The 22166-nt window shown below is 42.3% G+C and carries 24 protein-coding genes; 4 read left to right on the forward strand and 20 right to left on the reverse strand.

Annotation, left to right across the window (positions count from 1 at the left end; all coding sequences use genetic code 11):
- Positions 1-68 precede the first annotated feature (68 nt).
- A complete protein-coding gene (locus NKF87_RS10165; protein ID WP_253583536.1) occupies positions 69-710 on the forward strand; it encodes a GntR family transcriptional regulator in 642 nt (213 codons plus the stop codon).
- 43 nt (positions 711-753) lie between these two features.
- Here NKF87_RS10165 and NKF87_RS10170 read toward each other — a convergent pair whose 3' ends face one another.
- The 3 genes from NKF87_RS10170 to NKF87_RS10180 all read right to left on the reverse strand — a co-directional run bounded on the left by NKF87_RS10170 (position 754) and on the right by NKF87_RS10180 (position 2377).
- Positions 754-1344, reverse strand: a complete 591-nt coding sequence (locus NKF87_RS10170) for a TetR/AcrR family transcriptional regulator (RefSeq protein ID WP_055283591.1) — start codon at positions 1342-1344, stop codon at positions 754-756.
- Between the two features lie 97 nt (positions 1345-1441).
- Positions 1442-1714, reverse strand: coding sequence for an acylphosphatase (locus NKF87_RS10175; RefSeq protein ID WP_173791272.1), 273 nt, complete (start codon positions 1712-1714; stop codon positions 1442-1444).
- Positions 1715-1834: 120 nt separating this feature from the next.
- Entirely contained in the window at positions 1835-2377 is a 543-nt protein-coding gene (locus NKF87_RS10180) for an HD domain-containing protein (RefSeq protein WP_117598228.1), read from the reverse strand.
- Positions 2378-2531: 154 nt separating this feature from the next.
- Here NKF87_RS10180 and ymfI point away from each other — a divergent pair, with 154 nt between their 5' ends.
- Entirely contained in the window at positions 2532-3266 is a 735-nt protein-coding gene (ymfI, locus tag NKF87_RS10185; protein ID WP_055283586.1) for an elongation factor P 5-aminopentanone reductase, read from the forward strand.
- 104 nt (positions 3267-3370) lie between these two features.
- Here the strand turns inward: ymfI and NKF87_RS10190 are convergent, their stop codons facing one another.
- From NKF87_RS10190 to NKF87_RS10215, 6 genes are all read right to left on the reverse strand, one after another.
- Entirely contained in the window at positions 3371-4123 is a 753-nt protein-coding gene (locus NKF87_RS10190) for an exodeoxyribonuclease III (RefSeq protein ID WP_117598229.1), read from the reverse strand.
- 87 nt (positions 4124-4210) lie between these two features.
- Complete coding sequence (gene truA, locus NKF87_RS10195; protein ID WP_028087522.1) at positions 4211-4945, reverse strand: tRNA pseudouridine(38-40) synthase TruA; 735 nt, start codon at positions 4943-4945, stop codon at positions 4211-4213.
- Positions 4946-5150: 205 nt separating this feature from the next.
- The gene (gene nrdR, locus NKF87_RS10200; protein WP_055283649.1) at positions 5151-5600 is read right to left on the reverse strand and encodes a transcriptional regulator NrdR; all 450 of its coding nucleotides are present in this window, start codon (positions 5598-5600) and stop codon (positions 5151-5153) included.
- A gap of 92 nt (positions 5601-5692) precedes the next feature.
- Positions 5693-5932, reverse strand: a complete 240-nt coding sequence (locus NKF87_RS10205; RefSeq protein WP_055283647.1) for a PRC-barrel domain-containing protein — start codon at positions 5930-5932, stop codon at positions 5693-5695.
- A gap of 209 nt (positions 5933-6141) precedes the next feature.
- Positions 6142-7071 (reverse strand): carbamate kinase, encoded by a 930-nt coding sequence (arcC, locus tag NKF87_RS10210; protein ID WP_055283581.1) that lies wholly within the window; start codon positions 7069-7071, stop codon positions 6142-6144.
- A 91-nt stretch (positions 7072-7162) separates the two neighbouring features.
- Positions 7163-7792 (reverse strand): HAD family hydrolase, encoded by a 630-nt coding sequence (locus NKF87_RS10215; protein WP_117598230.1) that lies wholly within the window; start codon positions 7790-7792, stop codon positions 7163-7165.
- Between the two features lie 244 nt (positions 7793-8036).
- On the opposite strand from NKF87_RS10215, the gene dapB reads away from it, so the two are divergent.
- Positions 8037-8834 carry a 4-hydroxy-tetrahydrodipicolinate reductase gene (gene dapB / locus NKF87_RS10220; protein WP_117598231.1) on the forward strand — a complete coding sequence of 266 codons (798 nt, stop codon included), beginning with the start codon at positions 8037-8039 and terminating at the stop codon, positions 8832-8834.
- A 52-nt stretch (positions 8835-8886) separates the two neighbouring features.
- Here dapB and trxA read toward each other — a convergent pair whose 3' ends face one another.
- The 3 genes from trxA to NKF87_RS10235 all read right to left on the reverse strand — a co-directional run bounded on the left by trxA (position 8887) and on the right by NKF87_RS10235 (position 10704).
- Positions 8887-9195 (reverse strand): thioredoxin, encoded by a 309-nt coding sequence (trxA, locus tag NKF87_RS10225; protein WP_055283577.1) that lies wholly within the window; start codon positions 9193-9195, stop codon positions 8887-8889.
- Positions 9196-9301: 106 nt separating this feature from the next.
- Positions 9302-10207, reverse strand: coding sequence for an aldose 1-epimerase family protein (locus NKF87_RS10230; RefSeq protein WP_207637782.1), 906 nt, complete (start codon positions 10205-10207; stop codon positions 9302-9304).
- 20 nt (positions 10208-10227) lie between these two features.
- Positions 10228-10704, reverse strand: a complete 477-nt coding sequence (locus NKF87_RS10235; RefSeq protein WP_028087514.1) for an NUDIX hydrolase — start codon at positions 10702-10704, stop codon at positions 10228-10230.
- Between the two features lie 141 nt (positions 10705-10845).
- On the opposite strand from NKF87_RS10235, the gene NKF87_RS10240 reads away from it, so the two are divergent.
- Entirely contained in the window at positions 10846-11739 is an 894-nt protein-coding gene (locus tag NKF87_RS10240) for an RluA family pseudouridine synthase (RefSeq protein ID WP_117598232.1), read from the forward strand.
- 73 nt (positions 11740-11812) lie between these two features.
- Here NKF87_RS10240 and NKF87_RS10245 read toward each other — a convergent pair whose 3' ends face one another.
- The 8 genes from NKF87_RS10245 to NKF87_RS10280 all read right to left on the reverse strand — a co-directional run bounded on the left by NKF87_RS10245 (position 11813) and on the right by NKF87_RS10280 (position 22120).
- Positions 11813-13210: an alanine/glycine:cation symporter family protein gene (locus NKF87_RS10245; protein WP_253583538.1), complete on the reverse strand. Its 1398-nt coding sequence runs from the start codon at positions 13208-13210 to the stop codon at positions 11813-11815.
- A 132-nt stretch (positions 13211-13342) separates the two neighbouring features.
- Positions 13343-14332 carry a guanosine polyphosphate pyrophosphohydrolase gene (locus NKF87_RS10250; RefSeq protein WP_055283569.1) on the reverse strand — a complete coding sequence of 330 codons (990 nt, stop codon included), beginning with the start codon at positions 14330-14332 and terminating at the stop codon, positions 13343-13345.
- A gap of 31 nt (positions 14333-14363) precedes the next feature.
- Entirely contained in the window at positions 14364-17519 is a 3156-nt protein-coding gene (locus NKF87_RS10255) for a diguanylate cyclase domain-containing protein (protein ID WP_117598234.1), read from the reverse strand.
- 25 nt (positions 17520-17544) lie between these two features.
- Positions 17545-18912, reverse strand: coding sequence for an MATE family efflux transporter (locus NKF87_RS10260; protein ID WP_117598235.1), 1368 nt, complete (start codon positions 18910-18912; stop codon positions 17545-17547).
- A 27-nt stretch (positions 18913-18939) separates the two neighbouring features.
- On the reverse strand, positions 18940-19791 hold the full coding sequence (locus tag NKF87_RS10265; protein WP_117598236.1) for a bifunctional 5,10-methylenetetrahydrofolate dehydrogenase/5,10-methenyltetrahydrofolate cyclohydrolase: 852 nt from the start codon (positions 19789-19791) through the stop codon (positions 18940-18942).
- Positions 19792-19842: 51 nt separating this feature from the next.
- Positions 19843-20487 (reverse strand): cyclodeaminase/cyclohydrolase family protein, encoded by a 645-nt coding sequence (locus NKF87_RS10270; protein WP_117598237.1) that lies wholly within the window; start codon positions 20485-20487, stop codon positions 19843-19845.
- A gap of 78 nt (positions 20488-20565) precedes the next feature.
- Positions 20566-21318, reverse strand: coding sequence for a TSUP family transporter (locus tag NKF87_RS10275; RefSeq protein ID WP_117598238.1), 753 nt, complete (start codon positions 21316-21318; stop codon positions 20566-20568).
- Positions 21319-21418: 100 nt separating this feature from the next.
- Positions 21419-22120: a pentapeptide repeat-containing protein gene (locus NKF87_RS10280; RefSeq protein WP_055283554.1), complete on the reverse strand. Its 702-nt coding sequence runs from the start codon at positions 22118-22120 to the stop codon at positions 21419-21421.
- Positions 22121-22166 lie beyond the last annotated feature (46 nt).

A 22166-nucleotide genomic window follows, 5' to 3' on the forward strand; every position in this document is an offset into this window, starting at 1 on the left:
TAAAAGATGTATACTTTTATCTTCACATCCATTTTTTCTGGGACGTATACCAAAAGGGGGAATCCGACATGGCAGAAAAGAGTCCGTCTCTTGCCACACAGGCTTATGAGACGATCAAAGAAAATATTATGAATCTTACCTATCCTCCGGGCATGGTTCTCACCGAAGCCATGCTCACCAAAGAACTGGGGATGAGCCGCAGCCCGGTCCGTACTGCGATCCAGATGCTGCAGGTCGAAGGGCTGATCGTTTCTGATTATTATAAATCTATGACGGTGAAAGAAATTACAGAGAAAGATATCAATGAAATCTATCAGTTAAGAGAATTATTAGAGGGCCCGGCTTTTCACCTTATCTTTACGTCAGGCCGGTATGAGGAATATTCTTACCGCATAGAGGAAAAGATCGTGCGCATGTGCGCCGTTGCCGGTGATCTGTACGAATGGGAAATTGCGGATACCGCAATGCATATGGAGATTATCAGTATTCTGGATAATGAACGGATCAACCGGATCTATGAAAATAATCTGTCTGAACTCATCCGTATCGGACAATATTCCATCCGTAACGGAATGGGAATTCCAAAGACAAATGAAAATCTCAAGAAAATGGTTGCATTTATGCGGAAAGGAAATTATGAAAAGGCGTTTGAAATACTGAAAAATGATCATTTCGGTACCGGACGCAGCACTGCTTTGAAAATGCATTGATCTACAGAACAAGAACCTGCCATTGGCAGGTTCTGTGTATTTATTATCTTTTAAAATGTTCCAGCATGACCGGCATACATTTTTTCGAATACTCTCTCAGTGAATACTCTCCCTTATTCAGACACCAGTCCGAAACCAGCGCCCTTTCGCACATGGAATAATATCTGACCAGATCGCTCACCGAGACTTCATCCGATATCTCGCCACGCTTTTGTCCTTCATCGATCACACTACTGATCAGCTTATAATATGTCCGGTTCTGATCCAGCAATGATCTGTGTCCCTGTGCCACAAGCTGTGTAGAATACAGAGATGCCAGAAGATCAATGTTGATCTTTTCTTCTATCATAGAATGTGCTTCATAATTCAGATACAGTAACTTATCATAACTGTTCATATCCGGATCCATTTTCTCTTTCAATATTTCATAATTATCATCCAGGATCATAGACAATGTATTCAAAAGCTCGTCCTTTGTATTAAAGTAATAATAGAAGGAACCCTTGGATGTTCCGGACAGATCAATGATATCATCCACCGTTGTTCCATTATATCCTTTTTCATAGAACAGCTGCCACGCCGCAGCTACAATTCTTCCTTTTACGCTCTTTTGATTTTCAGTTTCTATCGTCATTTTTCTTCTCCTTGTCCGCCCTCATCTTGAATACTTCCAGTATAACATATGTATCTTTCAAGTGTATATACCGAATCACTTTTCCCGTCCTGTAAACTTAATATTTCACTTCAAAACTGCTTTCCGTTTCTGTTTTCTTCTCTTCTGTATCGATCCAGTCGATCTGGATAAACTGATTCCTGTTCAGTCCTTTCATCAGTTCGAAGATCATTGCCTCTCTTCCCTGTACTTCCATCACTACGGTTCCGTCATATTCATTTTTCACCCATCCGGTCAGATTCATTGATCTTGCCAGATATTTGGCAGTATAACGAAAACCTACTCCCTGCACTCTTCCGTGAAATATCATGTGTTTTCTTACATCAGCCATCTCATCTTCTCCTAAACTATTAGAAACACGCTCTGCTCGTTGTTCGCGTAAATAAGAATCAGGGTACTGCTTTTGCACAACACCCTGGATATCTTCTGCTATATGATCTGTCTTTATGATTCATTCCTGTTCAAAAATCTTATTCACCAGTCTGGTATATTCTTCATAAGCCTCTACACCTTCAAACGACTCCTTCAATGCATCCTGGATCCCAATATAATACCAGCCGATAATCCCTTTGTCCTTCATTCTGAAACGATTCCACAATTCTTCTCCGTATACCGGATAATCTCTGTCAATATCCCTCATATTCGAAAGTTTGTCTGCAAGTCCTACCATCTGCACTTCTTTTGGTGCAGTACGGATATGCTCGATCGTTGCTGATTTCCGTTCCATCCATGTCTTGGATTTGTCTTCGCTTTCCTGTGCCACAATTCCCGCTACCCGTTCTGAAAATTCTTCTGCCAGAAGCTCTCTTGATACTCCTGCACAATCTTCTATTGTATCATGAAGAACCGCTGCACTGATGATCTCCTCGTCCTTCGTCATCGTTGAGACAATATCTCCCACTTCGATCGGATGCACAATATATGGTCTGCTTGTCCCTTTCCTGAACTGTCCTGCATGTGCTCTCGTGGCAAATTCAATTGCCTTATTAATCATAATGGTACCTCTCTTTTATCACGTCTGGCTTTTGGAACCAATCTTCTACGGTCCGACTGGTTATTGTTATATAAATAATATCACCTAACACTTTAAATGACAATGATTTCAGTATATAATAGAAGAAAAGTTAATTGATCAGGGGAGAAAAATTATGGAACAAAAGACTATTTTAATCACAGGGGCTTCCCGGGGTATCGGGAAAAGCATTGCTTTACGATTTGCATCGCGCGGATATCACACATTTTTAAATTGTTCTTCTTCTGTAGATGAACTGAAAAAGCTCCGCGCCTATATCCGAAAAAAATACCACACACCTTGCACGATCGTTGTCGGGGATGTCGGCAATCCTGACCATGTAAGAGCCATATATAACCGTATCTATCATGACTGTTCACACCTTGATGTTCTTGTGAACAATGCCGGAATTTCTCATATCAATCTCTTATCCGATATGACAGATGAAGACTGGAATCATATTATTCAGACCAATCTTTCTTCTGTATTTTATTGTTGCCGGCAGGCCATCCCTCCGATGGTATCAAAGCGTTCCGGTAAGATCATCAACATTTCTTCAATGTGGGGTCTCTCGGGTGCTTCCTGCGAAGTTGCATACTCCGCATCCAAATCCGGTATCAACGGATTCACAAAAGCTCTGGCGAAAGAACTCGCACCAAGTAATGTCCAGGTGAATGCAATTGCATGCGGTGTCATCGATACTTCTATGAACGATCAGCTCACACCGGAAGAACGAAAAGCCCTAGAAGATGAAATTCCTGCCGGACGTTACGGAACTCCTAAGGAAATTGCCCAGATGGTATGGAATATTGTACATGCTCCGGAATATATGACCGGACAGATCATCGGGGTTGACGGAGGCTTTTTATAAAACTCTTTATCTTTTTAAATATGTGGAGCTGCCGCAAAAACAGATTGTTTATCTACTTTTGCGGCAGCTCCATATATTTTCCATATGATTATAACACTGTCGGATTACTCTATATCAAGTTCTACCGGACAATGATCCGATCCCATGATCTCCGTGTGAATGACAGCATCTTTCAAACGTGGCTGCAGGCTCTCTGATACACAGAAATAATCAATACGCCACCCTGCATTTTTCTTTCTTGCGCTGAATCTGTAGGACCACCATGAGTATATTCCTTCCTTTTCCGGATAGAAGTAGCGGAACGTATCAATAAATCCCGCATTTAAAAGCTCTGTAAATTTCCCACGTTCTTCATCTGTGAATCCTGCATTTTTACGGTTTGTCTTTGGGTTCTTCAAGTCTATTTCTTTGTGTGCTACATTTAAATCCCCACAAAAAATGACCGGTTTCTTCTTTTCCAATTCTTTTAGATAAGTAAGGAATGCATCTTCCCACTGCATTCTGTAATCCAGTCTTGCAAGCTCACTCTGTGAATTCGGTGTATACACGGTAATGAAATAGAATTCCTCAAATTCCAGCGTGATCACCCGGCCCTCTTTGTCATGTTCTTCGATTCCCAGACCATAACTTACTGATACCGGTTCTTTCTTTGTAAAAATCCCGGTACCCGAATATCCCTTCTTCTCTGCATAATTCCAATACTGATGATATCCGGGCATATCCAGTTCTAACTGTCCTGCCTGCATCTTTGATTCCTGAATACAGAAAATATCTGCATCTAATTCATTAAAAACATCCATAAATCCCTTCTGTACACACGCACGGATTCCATTGACGTTCCACGATATAAACTTCATATATTCCTCCCGGCTTTTTCCTGTCCTTTTTTTGCGGACAGTACTTTTACTTTTTCTGACATATATCCTATCTGTTTTATTCTATTCTTAATAATATACTTTTCTTAAGAATAATCCCCTTGCCGGAGCCAAAAATCCTGCAAGGCTTCTGTCCTCTGCCGCAATTACGACCGGAAGCATGGACGCATCCCTCTTGCCTGCACCTATCTCCAGAAGCGTTCCCGTCAGGATTCTTACCATGTGATATAGGAAACCGGTACCATAATAAGTAATTCTTACCTTTTCCCCGCTCCTGACGATCTTAATATTTGTAATCTTCCGAACCGGATCTTTACATTCCTTGTCATCTGTAAAGCTGGTAAAGTTCTTCGGTCCGATCAGATATCTGGTCGCATCACGCATTGCTTCGATATCCAGTTTTTCTGGATAATGATAACAATATCTTCTTGAAAATACATCCGGCTTTTCACGGCAGTCGATGTAATATTCATATTTCTTACCTTTCGCACTTTTGCGCGCATGGAATCCATTCTTTGCCAGTTCTACTTTCACAATACGGATATCTTCCGGAAGATATCTGTTCAGCGAATCTTTCAGTTCTTTCGTATCGTACAACTTAGACAGTTTCACACTTGCGACCTGTCCACGCGCATGTACACCTGCATCTGTTCTTCCTGATCCATCTATATGCACACGGTATCCGACTAATTTACCAATACTCCACTCCAGAATATACTGTATCGTATTGTCTGTTGTGGCCTGTCTCTGCCATCCCTGATACCTGCTTCCGTCATAGGAAATAGTTAACTTATATGTTCTCATATTATTTCACCCAATCTATTCTAACAAGCTATTTTAAATACACATCTATTTATAACAAATCTGATTCTCTTTTGAAAAAGGGAGAAGCAAATACTTTTGCTTCTCCCATATATTTTATCACTTTATTGCTTTATAAGCAATTCCTTCTTCATCCAATATTCATTATTCAGTCTGACAGATTCTGCATTCCCATTCTATATCGGATTTATTTTAATATCTTTTTTAATTCGTCCATAAATGTACTGACATCCTTAAATTCTCTGTAAACGGATGCGAAACGAACATAAGCAACCTCATCGAGTATTTTTAATTCATCCATAACAGCCTCACCGATCGCACTGCTCGGAATCTCTTTTTCTTCCATGCTAAATACTTTTGTTTCTATTCTGTCGACAACTTTCTGGATATCTGCCGTTGCAACAGGTCGTTTATAACAGGCACGAACCACGCCGTTCTCTACTTTCCGGCGGTCATACTGTTCTCTGGTATTGTCCTTCTTTATTACTGTCAGCGGAATTGTCTCTACTTTTTCATATGTAGTAAAACGTTTCCCACATATATCACAAGAACGGCGGCGTCTGATACAGCTTCCGTCTTCCGCCGGTCTGGAATCAATCACTCTTGTATCCGGATTATTACAATATGGGCATTTCATCTGATTCGTTCCTTTCTGTCCTTTATAGCAGTTCAAATACAGTATATCTTTTTCAAAAAGAGAAGTCAAACACATTTCCGCCCTATTTTTTGTTATTTTTCCTCATGTATCTCTACCAGAATTAAATCAGGGCCGATTCTTTTGATGCAGGAAAATGGTATGATATACTCTGTTCCATCTCCAAAAAAGTTACACCATTTCCCACCTTCCGGGACTACAAGTGCTTCAATACAGCCTTTGCAGTCATCAATGATCAGGTCATCGATATATCCAAGCTTCTTGCAGTCGCAGCAATTGATCACTTCTTTTTTGGACAGTTCGCACAGCCGGATTTTGGACATCTGTTTTCCACCTCCCTGTCGGACACAGCATAACTTATCCACATTGTAAAGTTCCTGTTCCTTATACTATATGCACCTGCTCCTTATTCTGATTGTCTGTTAAAATCCAAAAAAACCCGCACATTCACAGCTTTCACTATGTCTGTGCAGGTTTTTATCCTGCTTTTGAAGGCAGCCGATTCTTCTGATCTTGTAACTTTTTATCTGATCAGTGTACCTGTCTTTCCTTTGAGTGCTTCATCCAGCTTATCAAAAGATGTGATCAGTGCACTTCTTCCTTCTCTCTTTTCAAGAAATTCTACAGCTGCTCTGAACTTCGGATACATGTTATATTTTCCGAAATGTCCTTCTTCCATATAGGCTTTTGCCTGATCAACACTGATCTCTCTCAGTTCTTCTTCCTCCGGTCTGTCCATGTTGATCTTAACTTTTTCAACACTTGTAAGAATGATGAGTGAATCCGCATCTGTCTCTTCTGCCATCTTTCCGGCTGTCAGATCTTTTTCGATTACTGCACTTGCACCTTTCAGACGGTGATCCTGCTCTAATACCGGAATTCCGCCTCCACCACATGCAATGACAACCTGATCTGCATCCAGCAATGCTTTGATCGCATCAATCTCTACGATGCTGACCGGATTCGGAGCTGCAACGATACGGCGGAATCCTTTGCCAGGTTCTTCTACAACATAGTTTCCCTTCTTGCGTTCTGCACTTGCTTCTTCTACATCCATATAACGGCCAAGTACCTTGGTCGGTGTATAAAATGCTTCATCGTACGGATCAACGATCACTTGTGTCAGGATCGTGCTGACTGTTCTGTAGATTCCACGATCCATTAATTCTTCGCGGATTGCATTCTGAAGGTCGTATCCGATATATCCCTGGCTCATAGCAGAACATACCGACATTGGGGCTGCCGTGTAATCTTCATGCTCTTTTGCGAATTCATTCATTGCAGTATGGATCATACCGACCTGTGGCGCATTACTGTGTGTGACCGCAACCTGATATCCCTTTTCAATCAGATCACCGATTACTTTTGCGGTCTTCTTAACTGCTTCTTTCTGTTCTGGTAATGTCGTACCAAGTGCTCTGTGTCCTAATGCAACTACAACTCTTTTTTTCATAATCTATACCTCTGCTTTTCTAGTATTTTTTCAACGAAATAATATAAGAGAATTATAGTATTTTTGCATATAAAATGCAATATTTTTCTGATTATAGTCTGTCAAAATCTATATTCTGCAGTTCTGTAAATGCACGGATCGACGGATATTCTCCTTCGACTTCTCCAAACCCATATGACGCAAAGATCATCGGTACTTCTGCTTCCTTACATGCATTGGCATCCCCCTGGGTGTCTCCTACATACACTGCTTCATCCAGTCCGTTTCTTTCCATAATGATACGGATATTTTCACCCTTTAACCTGCCTGTATAAGCCGGACATGTAAAATCTTTGAAATACCCGCCCAGTCCGGAATTCTTAAGAAACGCTTCGATATATCCATCCTGACAGTTACTAACTATATACAGTGGATATTTTTTACTCAGTGCTTTGATTGTCTCCGGTACACCATTGTAGATCACACATGGACCAACCGCTACCAGTTCATTTTCATATGCCATCATCTTACCTAGAAGTTCCATCCTGTCTTTTTCCGACATTTCCGGAAAGAGACTTTCTGCAATCGCATCCATCGGCTTTCCAAATTCTTTCTGCAGCCCTTCTGCGGTTAATATCTCGTGGCCTTCCATCTCATCCTGCAATACTTTATTCCATGCAACCGCAACTTCTCTTGTCGAATCCCACAAAGTTCCGTCTACGTCAAATATAATTCCTTTCATTCGTGCCTCCATTATCTTTTTTCATAATCACTTTTTCATAGTATACTATTTTCATACCTTTCCTACAAGAGCAGACTCTTATGAATCTTTCTCCTGAATTCTTTTTTATTTATACAATGTTTCCTGACGTTTTCAGATTTCTTCATATCCACAGGATAATTGCTGTGTTATACTGGTCTTAGTTTATAGCAGTTCCGGATATACCGCTATAAAAATACGACCGGACTGCGAAAGGAGAATGGATATGAAAGTTATTGTAATCGGACCCAGAGGGAAAATGGGAAAATTAATCACACAGGTCGCTGCCAGCCGTGATGATATGAAACTCATCGCCGGGATAGCACCAAAAGGACGTGACTATGTAGGAATGGATCTTGGAACTGTCGCAATGACAGGATCAGAACTCGGCGTTCCTGTAACAGATGATCTGGCAGGTGTGATCGACTCCTGTGACGTCATCATTGATTTTTCAACAAAAGAAATGGCTATGGAGGTCCTGGATCTTGCCATCGCACATAAGAAAGCACTGGTATGCGGTTCTACCGGATTCTCCGCCGAAGAGATGAAACGATTTGAGGATGCCGGAAAGCAGATCCCAATGCTTTATGCCGCCAATACTTCTAAGCTTGTCAATATCATGAACAAGCTTCTGGAACTCGTAACCACAACATTAAAAGATGAGATTGATATCGAGATTCTGGAAATGCATGATCAGTGGAAGAAAGATGCTCCAAGCGGAACTTCCAAAGAAATGGGTGAAATCATGGCGCATGCTCTCGGCAAAGAATTAAGCAACATTGCCGTCTACGGACGCGAGGGAGAATCTCCACGTGAACCTGGAACAATCGGCTATCATTCTCTCCGTGCAGGTAATATTCCAAGCAGCCATACGGTATTCTTCGGAGGCATGGGAGAACGTCTTGAGATCACACATCATTCCTATAACTGGGAATGCTTTGCGAGAGGTGCCTGTGACTGTGCAGCTTATCTTGACGGGAAAGCTCCTGGATTCTATTCTATTAAGGACGTACTCGGACTTTAATACTTTTGTATACACAAAGCGGCTTCACCATCCGGTGAAACCGCTTTATAGATTATCCAATAAGTCCTTCAACTTCTTCTTTAGACATCACACCCATGTCTCTCTTTACAACTTCTCCTTCTTTAAACACAAGGAATGTCGGGATAGACATTACACGGTACTGTCTTGCAAGTTCCGGTTCCTGATCTACATCAAGCTTGCATACTTTGATATCTGCGCGCTCTTCTGCAATCTCTTCCACCAGCGGTCCCATTGTCTGGCATGGCCCGCACCACGTTGCCCAGAAGTCTACCAGTACCGGCACTTTTGATTCTAATACTTCTTCCTTGAAGTTGTCTTTTGACAAATGTACAATTGCCATATCTATTTCCTCTCTTTCGTAATGACTGTTATCATGTAACTACATGCTTATTATAACCGATTCCCCAAAGTTATCCATATATATTCTATAAAATATTCTGAAAAAATTATTCAACAACGATTCTATAGGATGCCTCAAATTCCTCTCCTGCTGCCAGTGTATTTTCCCAGTCTCTGTCTTTTAATTCTCCCTCAAATATCTCACTGTCACAGCGTCCATACCATGGTTCAATACATACAAACGGTGCCTGTTTTTTCGGCGGTGACCAGATTCCGACTAACGGTGCATCAAACTCCACTGCCAGATATTCCTTCTTCTGTGGATCCATTAGTACTACTTTCTGAATCTGGTGGTCTTCGATCACCAGTGCATCTCCGTCAAAGAGATGTTCATCCATCGGAAGGCATCCGTCTGTCAGCTTATATTCTTTTTTCTGCGTCGTAACGACACCACCTTCTCCAAATACGGTATTCACCAATGCTTCCGGTACTTTTCCCTGTCCATTACGGAATCCCAGACAATACTCAGACTGTTTCTCACCTTCATGAAGCGGACAGAAGAATGCAGGATGTGCACCAATTGCAAAATGCATCTCCTTATCATTTATATTCTTAACTTTCCACATCACACTGACCGAAGCATCTTCCAGTCTATATCCTATCTCCAGATGAAAGTGAAATGGATATACTTTATATGTCTCTTCTGTATCTTCCAGTGCAAACCATACTTCATCTGCGCTCTGGCTTACCAGTGAAAACTCCATGTCTCTGGCAAATCCATGCTGATTCATCGGATATTCTTTCCCCTCATATCTGTAAACTTTATTCTTTACTCCTCCTACAAATGGAAATAATACCGGTGATGTACGTCCCCAGTATTTCGCATCTGCATTCCAGAGGTATTCCTGATCTGTTGCTTTCTTCTTCAATGACCGGAGTTCCGCTCCGTGATAATTCACAATAACTTCGATCTGATCATTTTCCAATTTCATCTGTTCTGTATTTTTCTGCATATTCCGATTCTTTCCTTTCTTTATTTTTTTATCTCTTTCCCGTTCAGCACCGCCGATATCAGACCGTCATGTCCGTCATAGACCAGCTTCAGCGAAAAGAACGGTACTTTCTCAGCGAGCAGTCGGAGGAAGATCTTGTCCCCTTCCCAGATGTGTAATGATTCAATCTTATCGATATCCACCCATTCCAGTTCACCTTCGTCACATGCAATCGGTTCTCCTTCGAATCCATCTGCAGTGAATAAATGCATGTATTCCGTCACACCATTTCCAGATACAAATGTAACGATTCCACAGAACCGATAGGACGTCAATGTATATCCTGTCTCTTCTTTTACTTCTCTTAAAATGCATTCTTCCGGACTTTCATCTGCCTCAAAATGTCCGCCGACACCAATCCATTTGTCTTTATTTACATCATTCTTCTTTACCGTACGGTGAAGCATCAGATATTTTCCGTCTTTTTCGATATAACATAATGTACTGAGTCCTGTCACACTTTTCTCCTTTCCCTTACATATCATCCACTTCAGCCTTTCTTATATATTCTGCCTTTATTTTCTTACATGGATTATGATATGATAGATATCTACAATCATATGTATTATCATTATACGCTATATCACAGGAGAATTGCAATGAACCGTACGATACAATATACAATTACAGAAAAAGACAGTGGACTGCGCATCGAACAGTTTTTAAGACGCAGAGGGTATTCCGGACAGAATCTTGCTGAAATCAAACGCATGCCCAAAAGTATTCTTGTCAATGGCGTACATTATTATATGCGCCAGATACTGACTGCCGGAGATATCCTTCAGGTTATCATCTGCGAGACAAAAAATTCCGAAAAGATCCCGCCGGTTGAGATTCCACTGGACATCATTTATGAAGACGAGGACATCATCGTAATCAACAAACCTGCCGGTATGCCGATTCATCCGTCCATGAACAATTATTATAATTCCCTTGCCAATGCGCTCGCATGGTATTATCAGGAACAGGGAAAACCTTTCATCTTCCGTTGCTGTAACCGTCTGGACCGGGACACTTCCGGTCTGACTGTTGTATCCAAACATCTGATCAGCGGAAGTATTCTTTCTACTATGACCAAGAACCGCGAAGTGCACCGGGAATATCTTGCCATAGTAAAGGGCAGTGTCACACCTGCGGCCGGAACCATCTGTGCTCCGCTTGCCAGAAAAGAAGGCACCATCATCGAGCGCACGGTTGATTTTGAACACGGTGAAGAAGCCATCACACATTACCGACTTGTAAAAGAAGCCAACGGACACAGTCTGGTCTCTCTGAAGCTTGAGACCGGCCGGACACATCAGATCCGCATCCATATGAAACATCTGGGGTTCCCACTGATTGGAGATTACTTGTATAACCCGGATATGGAACACATAAGCAGACAGGCACTGCATTCCCATCATATGGAATTTGCCCATCCGATTACCGGAGAATGGATGTCATTTACAGCTCCGCTACCTGCAGATATGGCAAATATTATGACAGATAAATGATAATAAAAAAGAGCACTATGATATGCCGCATTTTTATTTCAACGGTATATCTGCTGCTCTTTTTTAATCTTTATCATGATTTCTTATTCTTTTTTAACGCTTCATACACTTTCAATTCATCCAGTGCCTGTCCACCCATCAGATACAGTGCTCCGATATTGAAAATGGTCATCAGCCCGATTCCGACATCTCCCAGATCCCATACAAATGTATAGGTTGCAATTCCACCGATGAACAGCATCACAAGTGCGAGCACTTTATATGCTGTCTGCCAACACCATTTATCACCAAACAGATAAGCCACATTACTTCTTGCATAGAAGAGGATTCCCAGGAATGTCGAGAAACTGAACAGGAATAAAGTTACTGCAATGAAGATCACTCCAAATTCTCCCAGATGATACTTCATCGCTGTCTGTAAAAGATCCATTCCTTCTTTTCCTGCCACCAGTTTTTCCGGTGCCAGAAGCATGATCATGGCCGTACAGCTGCAGATCACAATCGTATCTATAAATACCCCAAGTGCCTGTGTAAATCCTGCCTTTACCGGTTTGTCACATTCTGCTGCCGCTGCCGCACATGGTGCGGAACCGGATCCGGCTTCATTTGAAAACAGTCCGCGCTTTACTCCATTCATCAACACTGCTCCGAATCCACCCGCTACTACCTGACGGGCTCCGAATGCCTCCTGGATAATCCTTACAAATACTCCAGGAAGACTTCCGATATTCGTTACGATGATGAAGATTGTAATAAAGAAATAACATACCGCCATAAACGGAACCATCAGATCCAGCACTTTCACTGTGGCATTTTTACGAAGTACAATGACAGCCGCAAGGATTACCAGCACAATCGTCGTGTAAAGCGGCGGAATCGAAAATGCATTTTCAAAAGAAGCGGCTACCGAATTACTGATCACCTGGCTGATCCCACACCAGCAGATCAGTCCGGAAACAGCAAATAACACCGATACCAATACATGTTTTTTCTTTTTTCCTGTCCTGCCTTCTATATAATCATGGATATAATATGCCGGACCTCCGCGGAATCCACCATACAGGGGATCTCTTTCTTTATGCATCTGTGCAAGCGTTGCCTCTATGAATGCAGTTGACGATCCGATCAGTGCCGTCACCCACATCCAGAAGACAGCTCCTGCGCCTCCGGCCGATACTGCCGCAACCACACCTACCAGATTACCCATACCGACACGGGTTGCCGTTGATACGATCAATGTCTGGAAAGTAGACAGACTGTTCTTATCATCCTTTTTACCGGTCAATGCCACCACCATATCCGGGAACAGGCGGATGGGAAGTCCCCTTGTGCGGATCGTAAAGTAGATTCCCGCCGGGATCAGCAGGATGATCAGCAATGAGATCCCGACACTTCCGCCGCCCGGAAGCGGTATCTGTAACAAATCTCCCCACAAAAAGCCATATATCCGTTCTATCAAATTAACTATCATAGTATAAATATCCTTTCAAAATCTCAGGACTTTAAAGCACTACACTTTAAAGCCCTGAATCATATCATACTATATTCTGCTTCGTATTGCAAATTCAAACTGTATTTTCATCACTTTTTCTGCGATTCTTCTCTAATCGATCAGATCATTCTGAAATCTGGACAAGTGCTCATACGGCAGGATCAGACGTCCCCGGTAAAGTCCACATCCATCATTGATCAGACTGTTATTAACCGCAGAGAACATATTCACATCCAGTTCTGCAAGATCCAGATTCAGCAGTTTCATTCCTCTCTCATAGGCCTCATCAAAATACTGACATTCACCCTCCGGGACTGCGTCTCTCCTTGCCCTGTCATGCTCCTGCTCTTTCTCATATCCAATATGATTCGCCGTACCGATCTCTGCCACATCATCCATCATTTTTGTCCTGAGCTGTACCTCCATATAACACCTGGAGCTGTTATCATAGAAGGTGATATGAAGAGACTGATAATTATTCAGGCTGCTGCTGCAGATATAATCTCTGTAATATGGTTTCACCGACTCGTTCAGAAGCGGGGATGTACTCTCCTTAATCCCCATAGCCGGTTCCGCACTGAATCCCTGTTCCTCCAGAAAACCAGGAAGGGCATTTGCAATCTGATATAGATATTTCCGTTCCTGTTCTTCCCTGTCCTCTTCACTGTTCAGATGACATCTCGGAACAGAAATAATGATCCTGTAAGCAATTAAATCTCTAAAGCAACGTAATCGTTTCTTTAGTTCTGCTACACTTGGATACTCCCCATATTCCTCATAATAATCATAGATGAATTCCACAATATATCCGTTGAATTTCTCTTCTGCACGGATCAGAGACTTGATTCTTCCCTTGAAAGTAAATGCCATAAACGGATATTCCTGTGCCATATATTTGTAGAATTCTCTCATCTTCTGCGACTGGGCTGTCAGGAAGTCATTATGTTCCAGTAATTCCTGAATCTGTAAAAGGAAATTACAATGAATCATGTCAATTTCATTTCCTGTCATTTTGGCATCTTTTCTCAGGTCTTTGATGTAATTATGAAGAATCCGGAGTACTGTATCTCCGGAATAGAGATAATCATTTAATGATACCATGTCTGTCACCTTCCTCTTTTGTCACTTTTCTTTAACGCTTCTGATACATTCTCAATATCCGGATCAGATTCTCCGGATCTACCGGTTTGGATATATATGCATTCATTCCCGCCAGACTGCAGCTTTCTTTACTTTCTCTTTCCGACTGTGCGGTCATTGCAATGATCGGGATTTCTTTTCCCCCATTCTTTTCCTTGCGCCGGATATTCCTTGCGGCTTCTATACCATTCATCACAGGCATCATGATATCCATCAGTATTGCACTGTAATACCCCTTTGGTGTACCTTCATATTTCTCTACAGCCTCTTTGCCGTTCCATGCTTTCTCTACGATTATTCCTGCATCTGTCAGATAGAATTCTGCAATTTCCATATTGATATCATTATCTTCTACCAATAATACACGCATTCCTGCCAGGTCATCTTTCGCGTCTTCCTTATTCTCAGCCGCCTGCTGCATTTCCTCTTCTGCCAGACGAAATGCCAGCCGGAATGTGAATTCACTCCCCTCTCCAAGGGTACTGCGGACACTGATCGTACCATTCATTCTATCAATCAGACCTTTAACAATTGACATTCCAAGTCCGGTTCCTTTATACTGCGTTCTTGCATCTGCCTTTTCCTGCGTAAACGGCTGGAACAATTCATGTTCCATATATTCCCTGCTCATACCGATCCCACTGTCTGCAATCCTGAATTCATACAAAACATTCTTACCGTCACACGAAATCTCTGTCACATAAGTATCTATGGTTCCATTTTTTTTATTGTATTTGACTGCGTTGCCAAACAGATTCATCATAATTCTCTGTAGCTGAAGCGCATCCCCTTTCAGCATAGTATGTTGCATATTTTCCCTGTGCTTGCGGTGTGTAATTCCAGTTTCTTCCAGCTGTCCCTGCATCAGTACTGCCACTTCTTTCATAAGATCTTCCAGATCAAACGGTTCTTCATGCACTGTCAGATGTCCCGATTCAAGCTTACTCATATCAAGTACATCATTCACCAGATCCATCAGATGTCTTGTCGAAATCTCGATCTTATCTACCGAATCTTCCAGCTTCTCCTGATTGTTCCAGCTCTTTCGGATCACATGTATCATTCCCAGGATTCCATTGATCGGGGTTCGCAGATCATGACTCATACGATTCATGAATTCTGTCTTTGTCTTACTCTCCATATCTGCCTTTTCATAGGCAATCTGCAATTGTTCTTTTTCTTTCTGATCCTTTTCGTGGAATTCCGAAGTATTCCGGAACATAATGATTCCGCGAACCACTGTATGCTCCCGTTCTTTCTCGTTATCATAGACTGTATCCTGCGACATCAGCACTGTCTTCTGGATCCAGATTTCTTTTCCGTCTTTGTTGCTTTCCTGATATTCCACAGTCACCTGCTTCTCACCAGCATAAAAACGATCCAGAAGACTCTTTGATGTATCTATGATCTTATACGTTTCCAATGTATCTTCTGTAATATGCTGCCGTATTTTCCTGCAATATCCATCATACGAACATGGAAGTTCTCCCTGAAAGTCAAATATACGCTCTTCTTTCTTTCTATGATGAAATATCTGTTCCAGACGATCCTGTGTCAGGTTCACTGTATACAAAGCTTCCGCTGTTTCAAGAAGCGCTTCTATATAATTACTATTTTCCAGAATAGACTGCTTCATCTGCTCATAATACTGTTCCAAGTGCAGCCTCTCATCTTCCAGGACCTGCTCCATGTCATGAAACACTTCAAATCCAACAATAAAGTGATGCAGCTTCCCGGCTGCCGTATCATCCAGACGCAGAAATGTCATACGGCCTCTCTGTATCTCTTTTCCATTCTTCCTGCAATAAGGAAGTTCATATTTTGCACTTTCTTCTTTCTTTTCCGAAAGATTGGAAATGATATATGGGATCTGCAGCCGTTCCCACATTCTTTTTCTTGATGAATCATCTGCAAGTTTCTGCACGATCTGTTCTACCGCTCCTGAATAACTTCCATCTTCTGCAAGGAAGAAATTCGAGCTTGCACGTAAAACTGTATACTGATCCTGCAAAGCATCACAATACAGGCAGTCCGAAAATTGAAATCCCTGCTGTCTGATTCCATCCAGGATCTGAATATGAAGTGCCCGGCGGTCCGCTGCCTCTTTTATCTTCGCCTGATTCTTATCTATATACATATTCTTATCGGCATGCCGGAAGAGTTCCCGCATCGTACATCCTTCAAAATCTTCCGCCAGTGCATATCCTACCGCATAACTGATCGGCATCTCCGGATGTTCCTGGGAATATCTGGCAATTTCCGAACGTATTGTCCCCAATATTTCCCGTACTTTTTCATGATCCACACACTCAAGTACAGCAATAAACTCATCTCCGCCATCCCGCCCTGCAAAATATTCTTCCGGCAGCGCTTTTCTTAACTGCACCGCAAATGAGCGGATATACGCATCCCCTTGATCATGTCCGAGCCTGTTATTAATAATACGCAGATTATTCAGATCGAATACACACAATGCTACTGACCCATCCGTACATTCCGGCATTTCTCCGTCTAAGATCTCCTCACAGCGGTTCTTATTCGGAAGTCCGGTTGCCTCGTCCAGATAGACTTTTTTCTTAAGTGCTTTATTCTGCGCCGCGTATTTTACAGCCTTGATCAGTTCATATGCCAGAAGACACACCAGACCGATAATATCTGCGATCACAATCTTTTCCAGCCGTTCCAGTGCAGTTGCTTTCTTCTGTGCATACTTTTCCGCAAGCCCGGTTGCTTCATCACAGATTACAAAGAACGTTTCGCTTTTTTCTATGATTTCCGTATTCTCATAGCCCTCTTTACGCACTTGCCGGATCTCTTTTTGCAACTTCTGAAAATGTTCATCCAGTTCTTTCATCTTATTCTGAAATGCTCTGTCATCCAGACGAACCAGATTCAGCTCATCACTTCCATACCGAAGTCCTTCTATAAATGAAGCTACCGATTCAATCATCTCATCCTGCGGTTCTTTTGCATCCTCTAGTTTGATAATACGCTGCGTCTTTCCGCGGACCAATCCGGCGTAATTTACGACACGGGCTGTTCCCTGAATCTTACTCACCAGAACCATGATCGTCAGAAACAGTGCAATCAATATGACTGTCAGAACCGTCATCAGTCCTCTTGTTATTTTTGAAATCTTTCTATCCATATCTCCCCTAAAAATCACATCATTTTTATTTTCTTGCTTCCATTCTTTTCAGCTCCGGCAGTACCGTACAAAGCATCGTGATAAAGCAGATACTTCCACCGATCACATTCGAAACCGGTTCTGCAAAAAATACCCCATCCGTTCCCATATGCAATGCATACGGCATGAAATAAGTGAGCGGAACTACAATTACCACTTTCCGGAGTATTGAGAAAAAGATTGCCTGCTTCTTTTTATTCAATGATTTGAATACTGTCTGCCCCATATACTGCAGATCCATGAAAATAAATGCGGCGAAATACTGTCTGAGTGCAGGTACCGCATCTTTTAACAGCATCTTATCAGAACTGAAAATACGGATAAGAACTTCCGGAATTACAATAATACTCCCCCACATCACAGCAGTATAGAGAAGGATCATAACTGCAAGCACTACCATAGCTTTTCTCACACGTCCGGGACGGCGTGCGCCGTAATTATAACTCAGGATCGGAGATGTACCTTCATTTATCGCACTGATCGGTGTCTCCACAAGCTGACGCACACTGCTAATAATTGTCATAACCGAAATGTAGATATCTCCTCCTGTAACGGAAAGTACATGATTGCAGCAGATTGATACCAGACTGTTCGTAAGCTGCATAATAAATCCTGCCATTCCAAGACTTACAATGTTTCTGGCATATCCGCTACATACTCCAATCTCTTCCCTTCGCAAAAGCCGGACTTTCAATTCTGCTCTTCTTGAAAGGAAGAAATATACAAATATTGCGGATATCGTCTGTGACAATACTGTTGCGATTGCTGCTCCTCTTACGCCGAGTCCAAGGATAAAAATAAATACCGGATCCAGGATCAGATTTGCAGCTGCTCCGACAACAACCGAAGACATCCCTGTCACCGAGTATCCCTGTGCATTAATGAACGGATTCATTCCCACCGCAATCATCGAAGGTAGTGTACCGATCAAATAGATCATCATATATGGGTATGCATAGAGCATTGCATCTTTGGAAGCTCCAAACAAAATCAAAACAGGATACGCAAAAAGGAATCCTCCGATCATCAGCAGTACTGCACTGGCACAGATCATGGAAAACGATGTATTCATAATTCTGACTGCTGTCTTCTCTTCTTTTTTTCCTCTGTAAATCGAAAACAGCGGCGCACCACCGCCACCGAAGAGATTTGCAAAAGCAGTAATGATCATGATTAACGGAAAACAGATCCCGACTGCCCCGAGTGCTGCCGTTCCCACATGTGGAATACGTGCAATGTATACACGGTCTACAATGTTATACAGCAGATTTAACAGCTGGGCAGCAAGCATTGGAAGAGCCGCTCCAAGAATGTTCCCTGTTACTGTTCCATTTTCGAAATCTATCCTCTTCATTTTCTCTGCCTCTCGCCTCTTAACTCTCTATCTGTTCTGTGCAATTGCAGCATCCACCACATGCTCCAGCAGAATGGAAGTCGTTACCCCTCCGACTCCACGCGGAACCGGTGTGATCGCATCTACAATCTTCTCTGCTTCCTCAAAATTCACATCTCCACAGAGTTTTCCTTCTTCATTCACATTAATTCCGACATCAATGACGATCTGTCCTTCTCTCAGATAGTTTCCATCGATAACTCCGGCTTTTCCGGCCGCTACAACTACAATATCCGCCTCTTTTACCACAGACGGCATGTCCACTGTTCTGGTATGGCAGACAGTTACGGTCGCATTCTTCTTCAGCAGCATCATGGCTGCCGGTTTTCCGACTACCTGACTTCTTCCGATAACTACCACTTTTTTACCTGTGCAGTCTATTCCGTAATGCTCCAGCACCTTCATGCAGGCACTTGGCGTACATGGTGCGTATCCCATATCTTTTCCCATGAAAACTCCTGCCATAGAAAGATCCGTAATTCCATCTACATCTTTTTCTACCGCCAGCGCATTGACAATCCTGTCCTCGTTCAGATGCTTCGGAAGAGGTCTGAACAACAAAACGCCATGAATTTTATCATTCTTATTTACCTGACTGATCGTCTTTAATACCTCTTCTTCTTTTACATCTGCCGGAAGAAGGAATTTCTCATATGCTACGCCAAGCGTCTCACATCGTTTTGCTGCACTTTTTTCATATGCGATATCGTCTTCTCTTTCGCCGATACGGATGATTCCAAGCGTCGGTGTAATATCCTGTGCTTTTAACTTTTCTACTTTTGCCTTGATTTCTTCATTAATAGAAGCATTTACTTCTTTTCCTAATAGTAATTTTGCCATTATTTGTCCTGCTGCTTTCTTTCTACTTTCTTTTTCTTTCTAACACTGTCTTTACCGGATGCGGCTGCTTACTTCCGCAAATATACGGTCTGCTTTTGCTTCATATTCTTCCCGGAGGGAATCTGCCAGCTGATTGAGTTCTTCCGCTCTTTTTCTGTCTTTCATTGATTTCGTATTGATGTATACATTCAATGATGCGCCCTGCATGGCAGATTTTAAAAGTGTTGCTCCGACTCCAGCGTCACTTAATGCGATCCGGCTGCCCTTTGCAGCAAATACTTCGACAAGGTCAATGCCTCTGGCACAGGTCTTCATGATCTCGATCGGAACACCACATGCCACATTCAGTGCATTCTCCATGATCTCTTCTTTTTCTGCAATCTCTTCCGGCGTAGACTTCGGAAGTCCGTATGCTCTACTGAGCGGCTCAAATGCTTCCGCATCCTTATCCATCAGTTCTAAGAATTCTTTTGCGATCTCATCCGCCTCTTTCTTGCATTCGATAATTTCATCTTCTACATCTGCATATGTTTTCTTTCCCACCGTCAGGCTTCCAACCATATTGCCAAGCGCAATTCCGATAGCCCCGGTTAAAGCGGCCGCTCCGCCACCTCCCGGAACAGCCGCTTTACTTGCAAGCACTTCTATAAAATCTTCACATGTCTGTAATTTAAAGTTTCTATTTGAATCTTCCATATTATACCTCATTTTCTAAAATTATGGGTACATTATACACTGCGGGCTCTTTTACTGCAATATGCTAAATTATTCCATCTATATTCCGAGAATAATCTTGATCATCAGTAATACGAGCACAAGTAAGATAATCGGCTTGATGACCTTTACCCCGTTCTTCACAACCATGTGTGCACCAAGATAATGTCCTGCAATGCTGAATATGGATGCCGAAAGTCCCAGTACCCATAAGATCTTCCCTGCCAGAACAAATGTAATTAACGCCGATATATTCGATGTCAAATTGACAACTTTTACGTTTCCTGTTGCTTTCTCCATATCGAGCTTTCCTAATTTGGTAAATGTAAGCAGTAAAAATGTCCCGGTTCCCGGTCCGTAAAATCCATCATAGATGCCGATCACGAATGAACATGCCGCCATGATCAGATACTGTTTCTTTCTGGTAAATCCTTCCGGGATCACCGGCTTCAGATTTTTGTCACGTAACACACAGAACGCCACAACCGGAAGAACAAAGACCAGTACCGTCTTTAATACTTTGTCACTGATGATCAGTGCCAGGTTCGCCCCTGCGATCGAACCAACGAACGCACATGCTACTGTTCCCGGAACCAGAAACAGATCCACACATCTGCTCTTCACAAGATGCCATGTTGACACCGCCGTTCCCGTTGCCGATGATAATTTATTCGTTGCAATTGCATTGTGTACCGGAACCCCTGCGAACATATAGGCCGGCAATGAAATCAGGCCTCCTCCTCCAGCAATCGCATCCACAAATCCGGCAAGAAATACCAGCGGGCATACGATAAAAAATTCATGTAAATTCATAAGTTTCTCTCCTTCATACTCTCTAATCCATAAATTAATCTATCGCATCGCTGTATTCATGTCAAGTTTCTGAGTCCTGATTTCTAATGCCTGTTAGATATCAATAACCAAGAGCCTCTTTTCTCTCCATCCAGAAATGAATCCCTGTCGTGGAATCCATCCATCTGTCCTCATTAAAATCTTTCACCTCAACCCACTGTCCTTTTCTGTATACAAAATTTTCATCGACCAGCGACCAGGCTTCTTCAAATTCTTCCGTCTCATCAAAACTTTTTATCGAAAGCACCTTTGCCTTACTGCAGCGGCAGGATGGAAGTGTTGCCGAAGTACGCTTTGCATCAGCAGGAATCAGAAGCTGTACCACCCTGTCATTCACACATTTCTTATATCCCAGGATTGGTCCGGTCTCCGGGCAGTGCATACGGAACCACTGGGTTGTATGATCGGACTGAATGCCGTCTAACTTTGCATGCTCAAGTACTGCTCCATAAAGGTTCGCTCCCCTGATATTGCATTCACGCATATCGCATTCACGAAATGCTGCTGTCTTCATATTCGCATTCTGAAAATCCGCACCATGCAGGGAATTCCCGTCAAACAATGCATTTTCCACACTGCTGTTTTTCAAATTCACATACTCCAGATTTACATTCTGAAACGAACTTAATGTGAAGTCCATATTATGCAGATCTGCTCCGCTCAGATCCATGTCTTTGAACTCACATTCCCGGAACGCCGGATGTTCTCCGGTATCTCTTAATTTTAAAGCTTCCAGAAGTGCTTCTTTTGTTATCTCTTTCATATGATCACGCCTCTTCACTCCCATTATTATCTATACAATTTCCATT

The sequence above is a fragment of the Dorea longicatena genome, assembly GCF_024168045.1.
GTDB lineage: Bacteria > Bacillota > Clostridia > Lachnospirales > Lachnospiraceae > Dorea_A.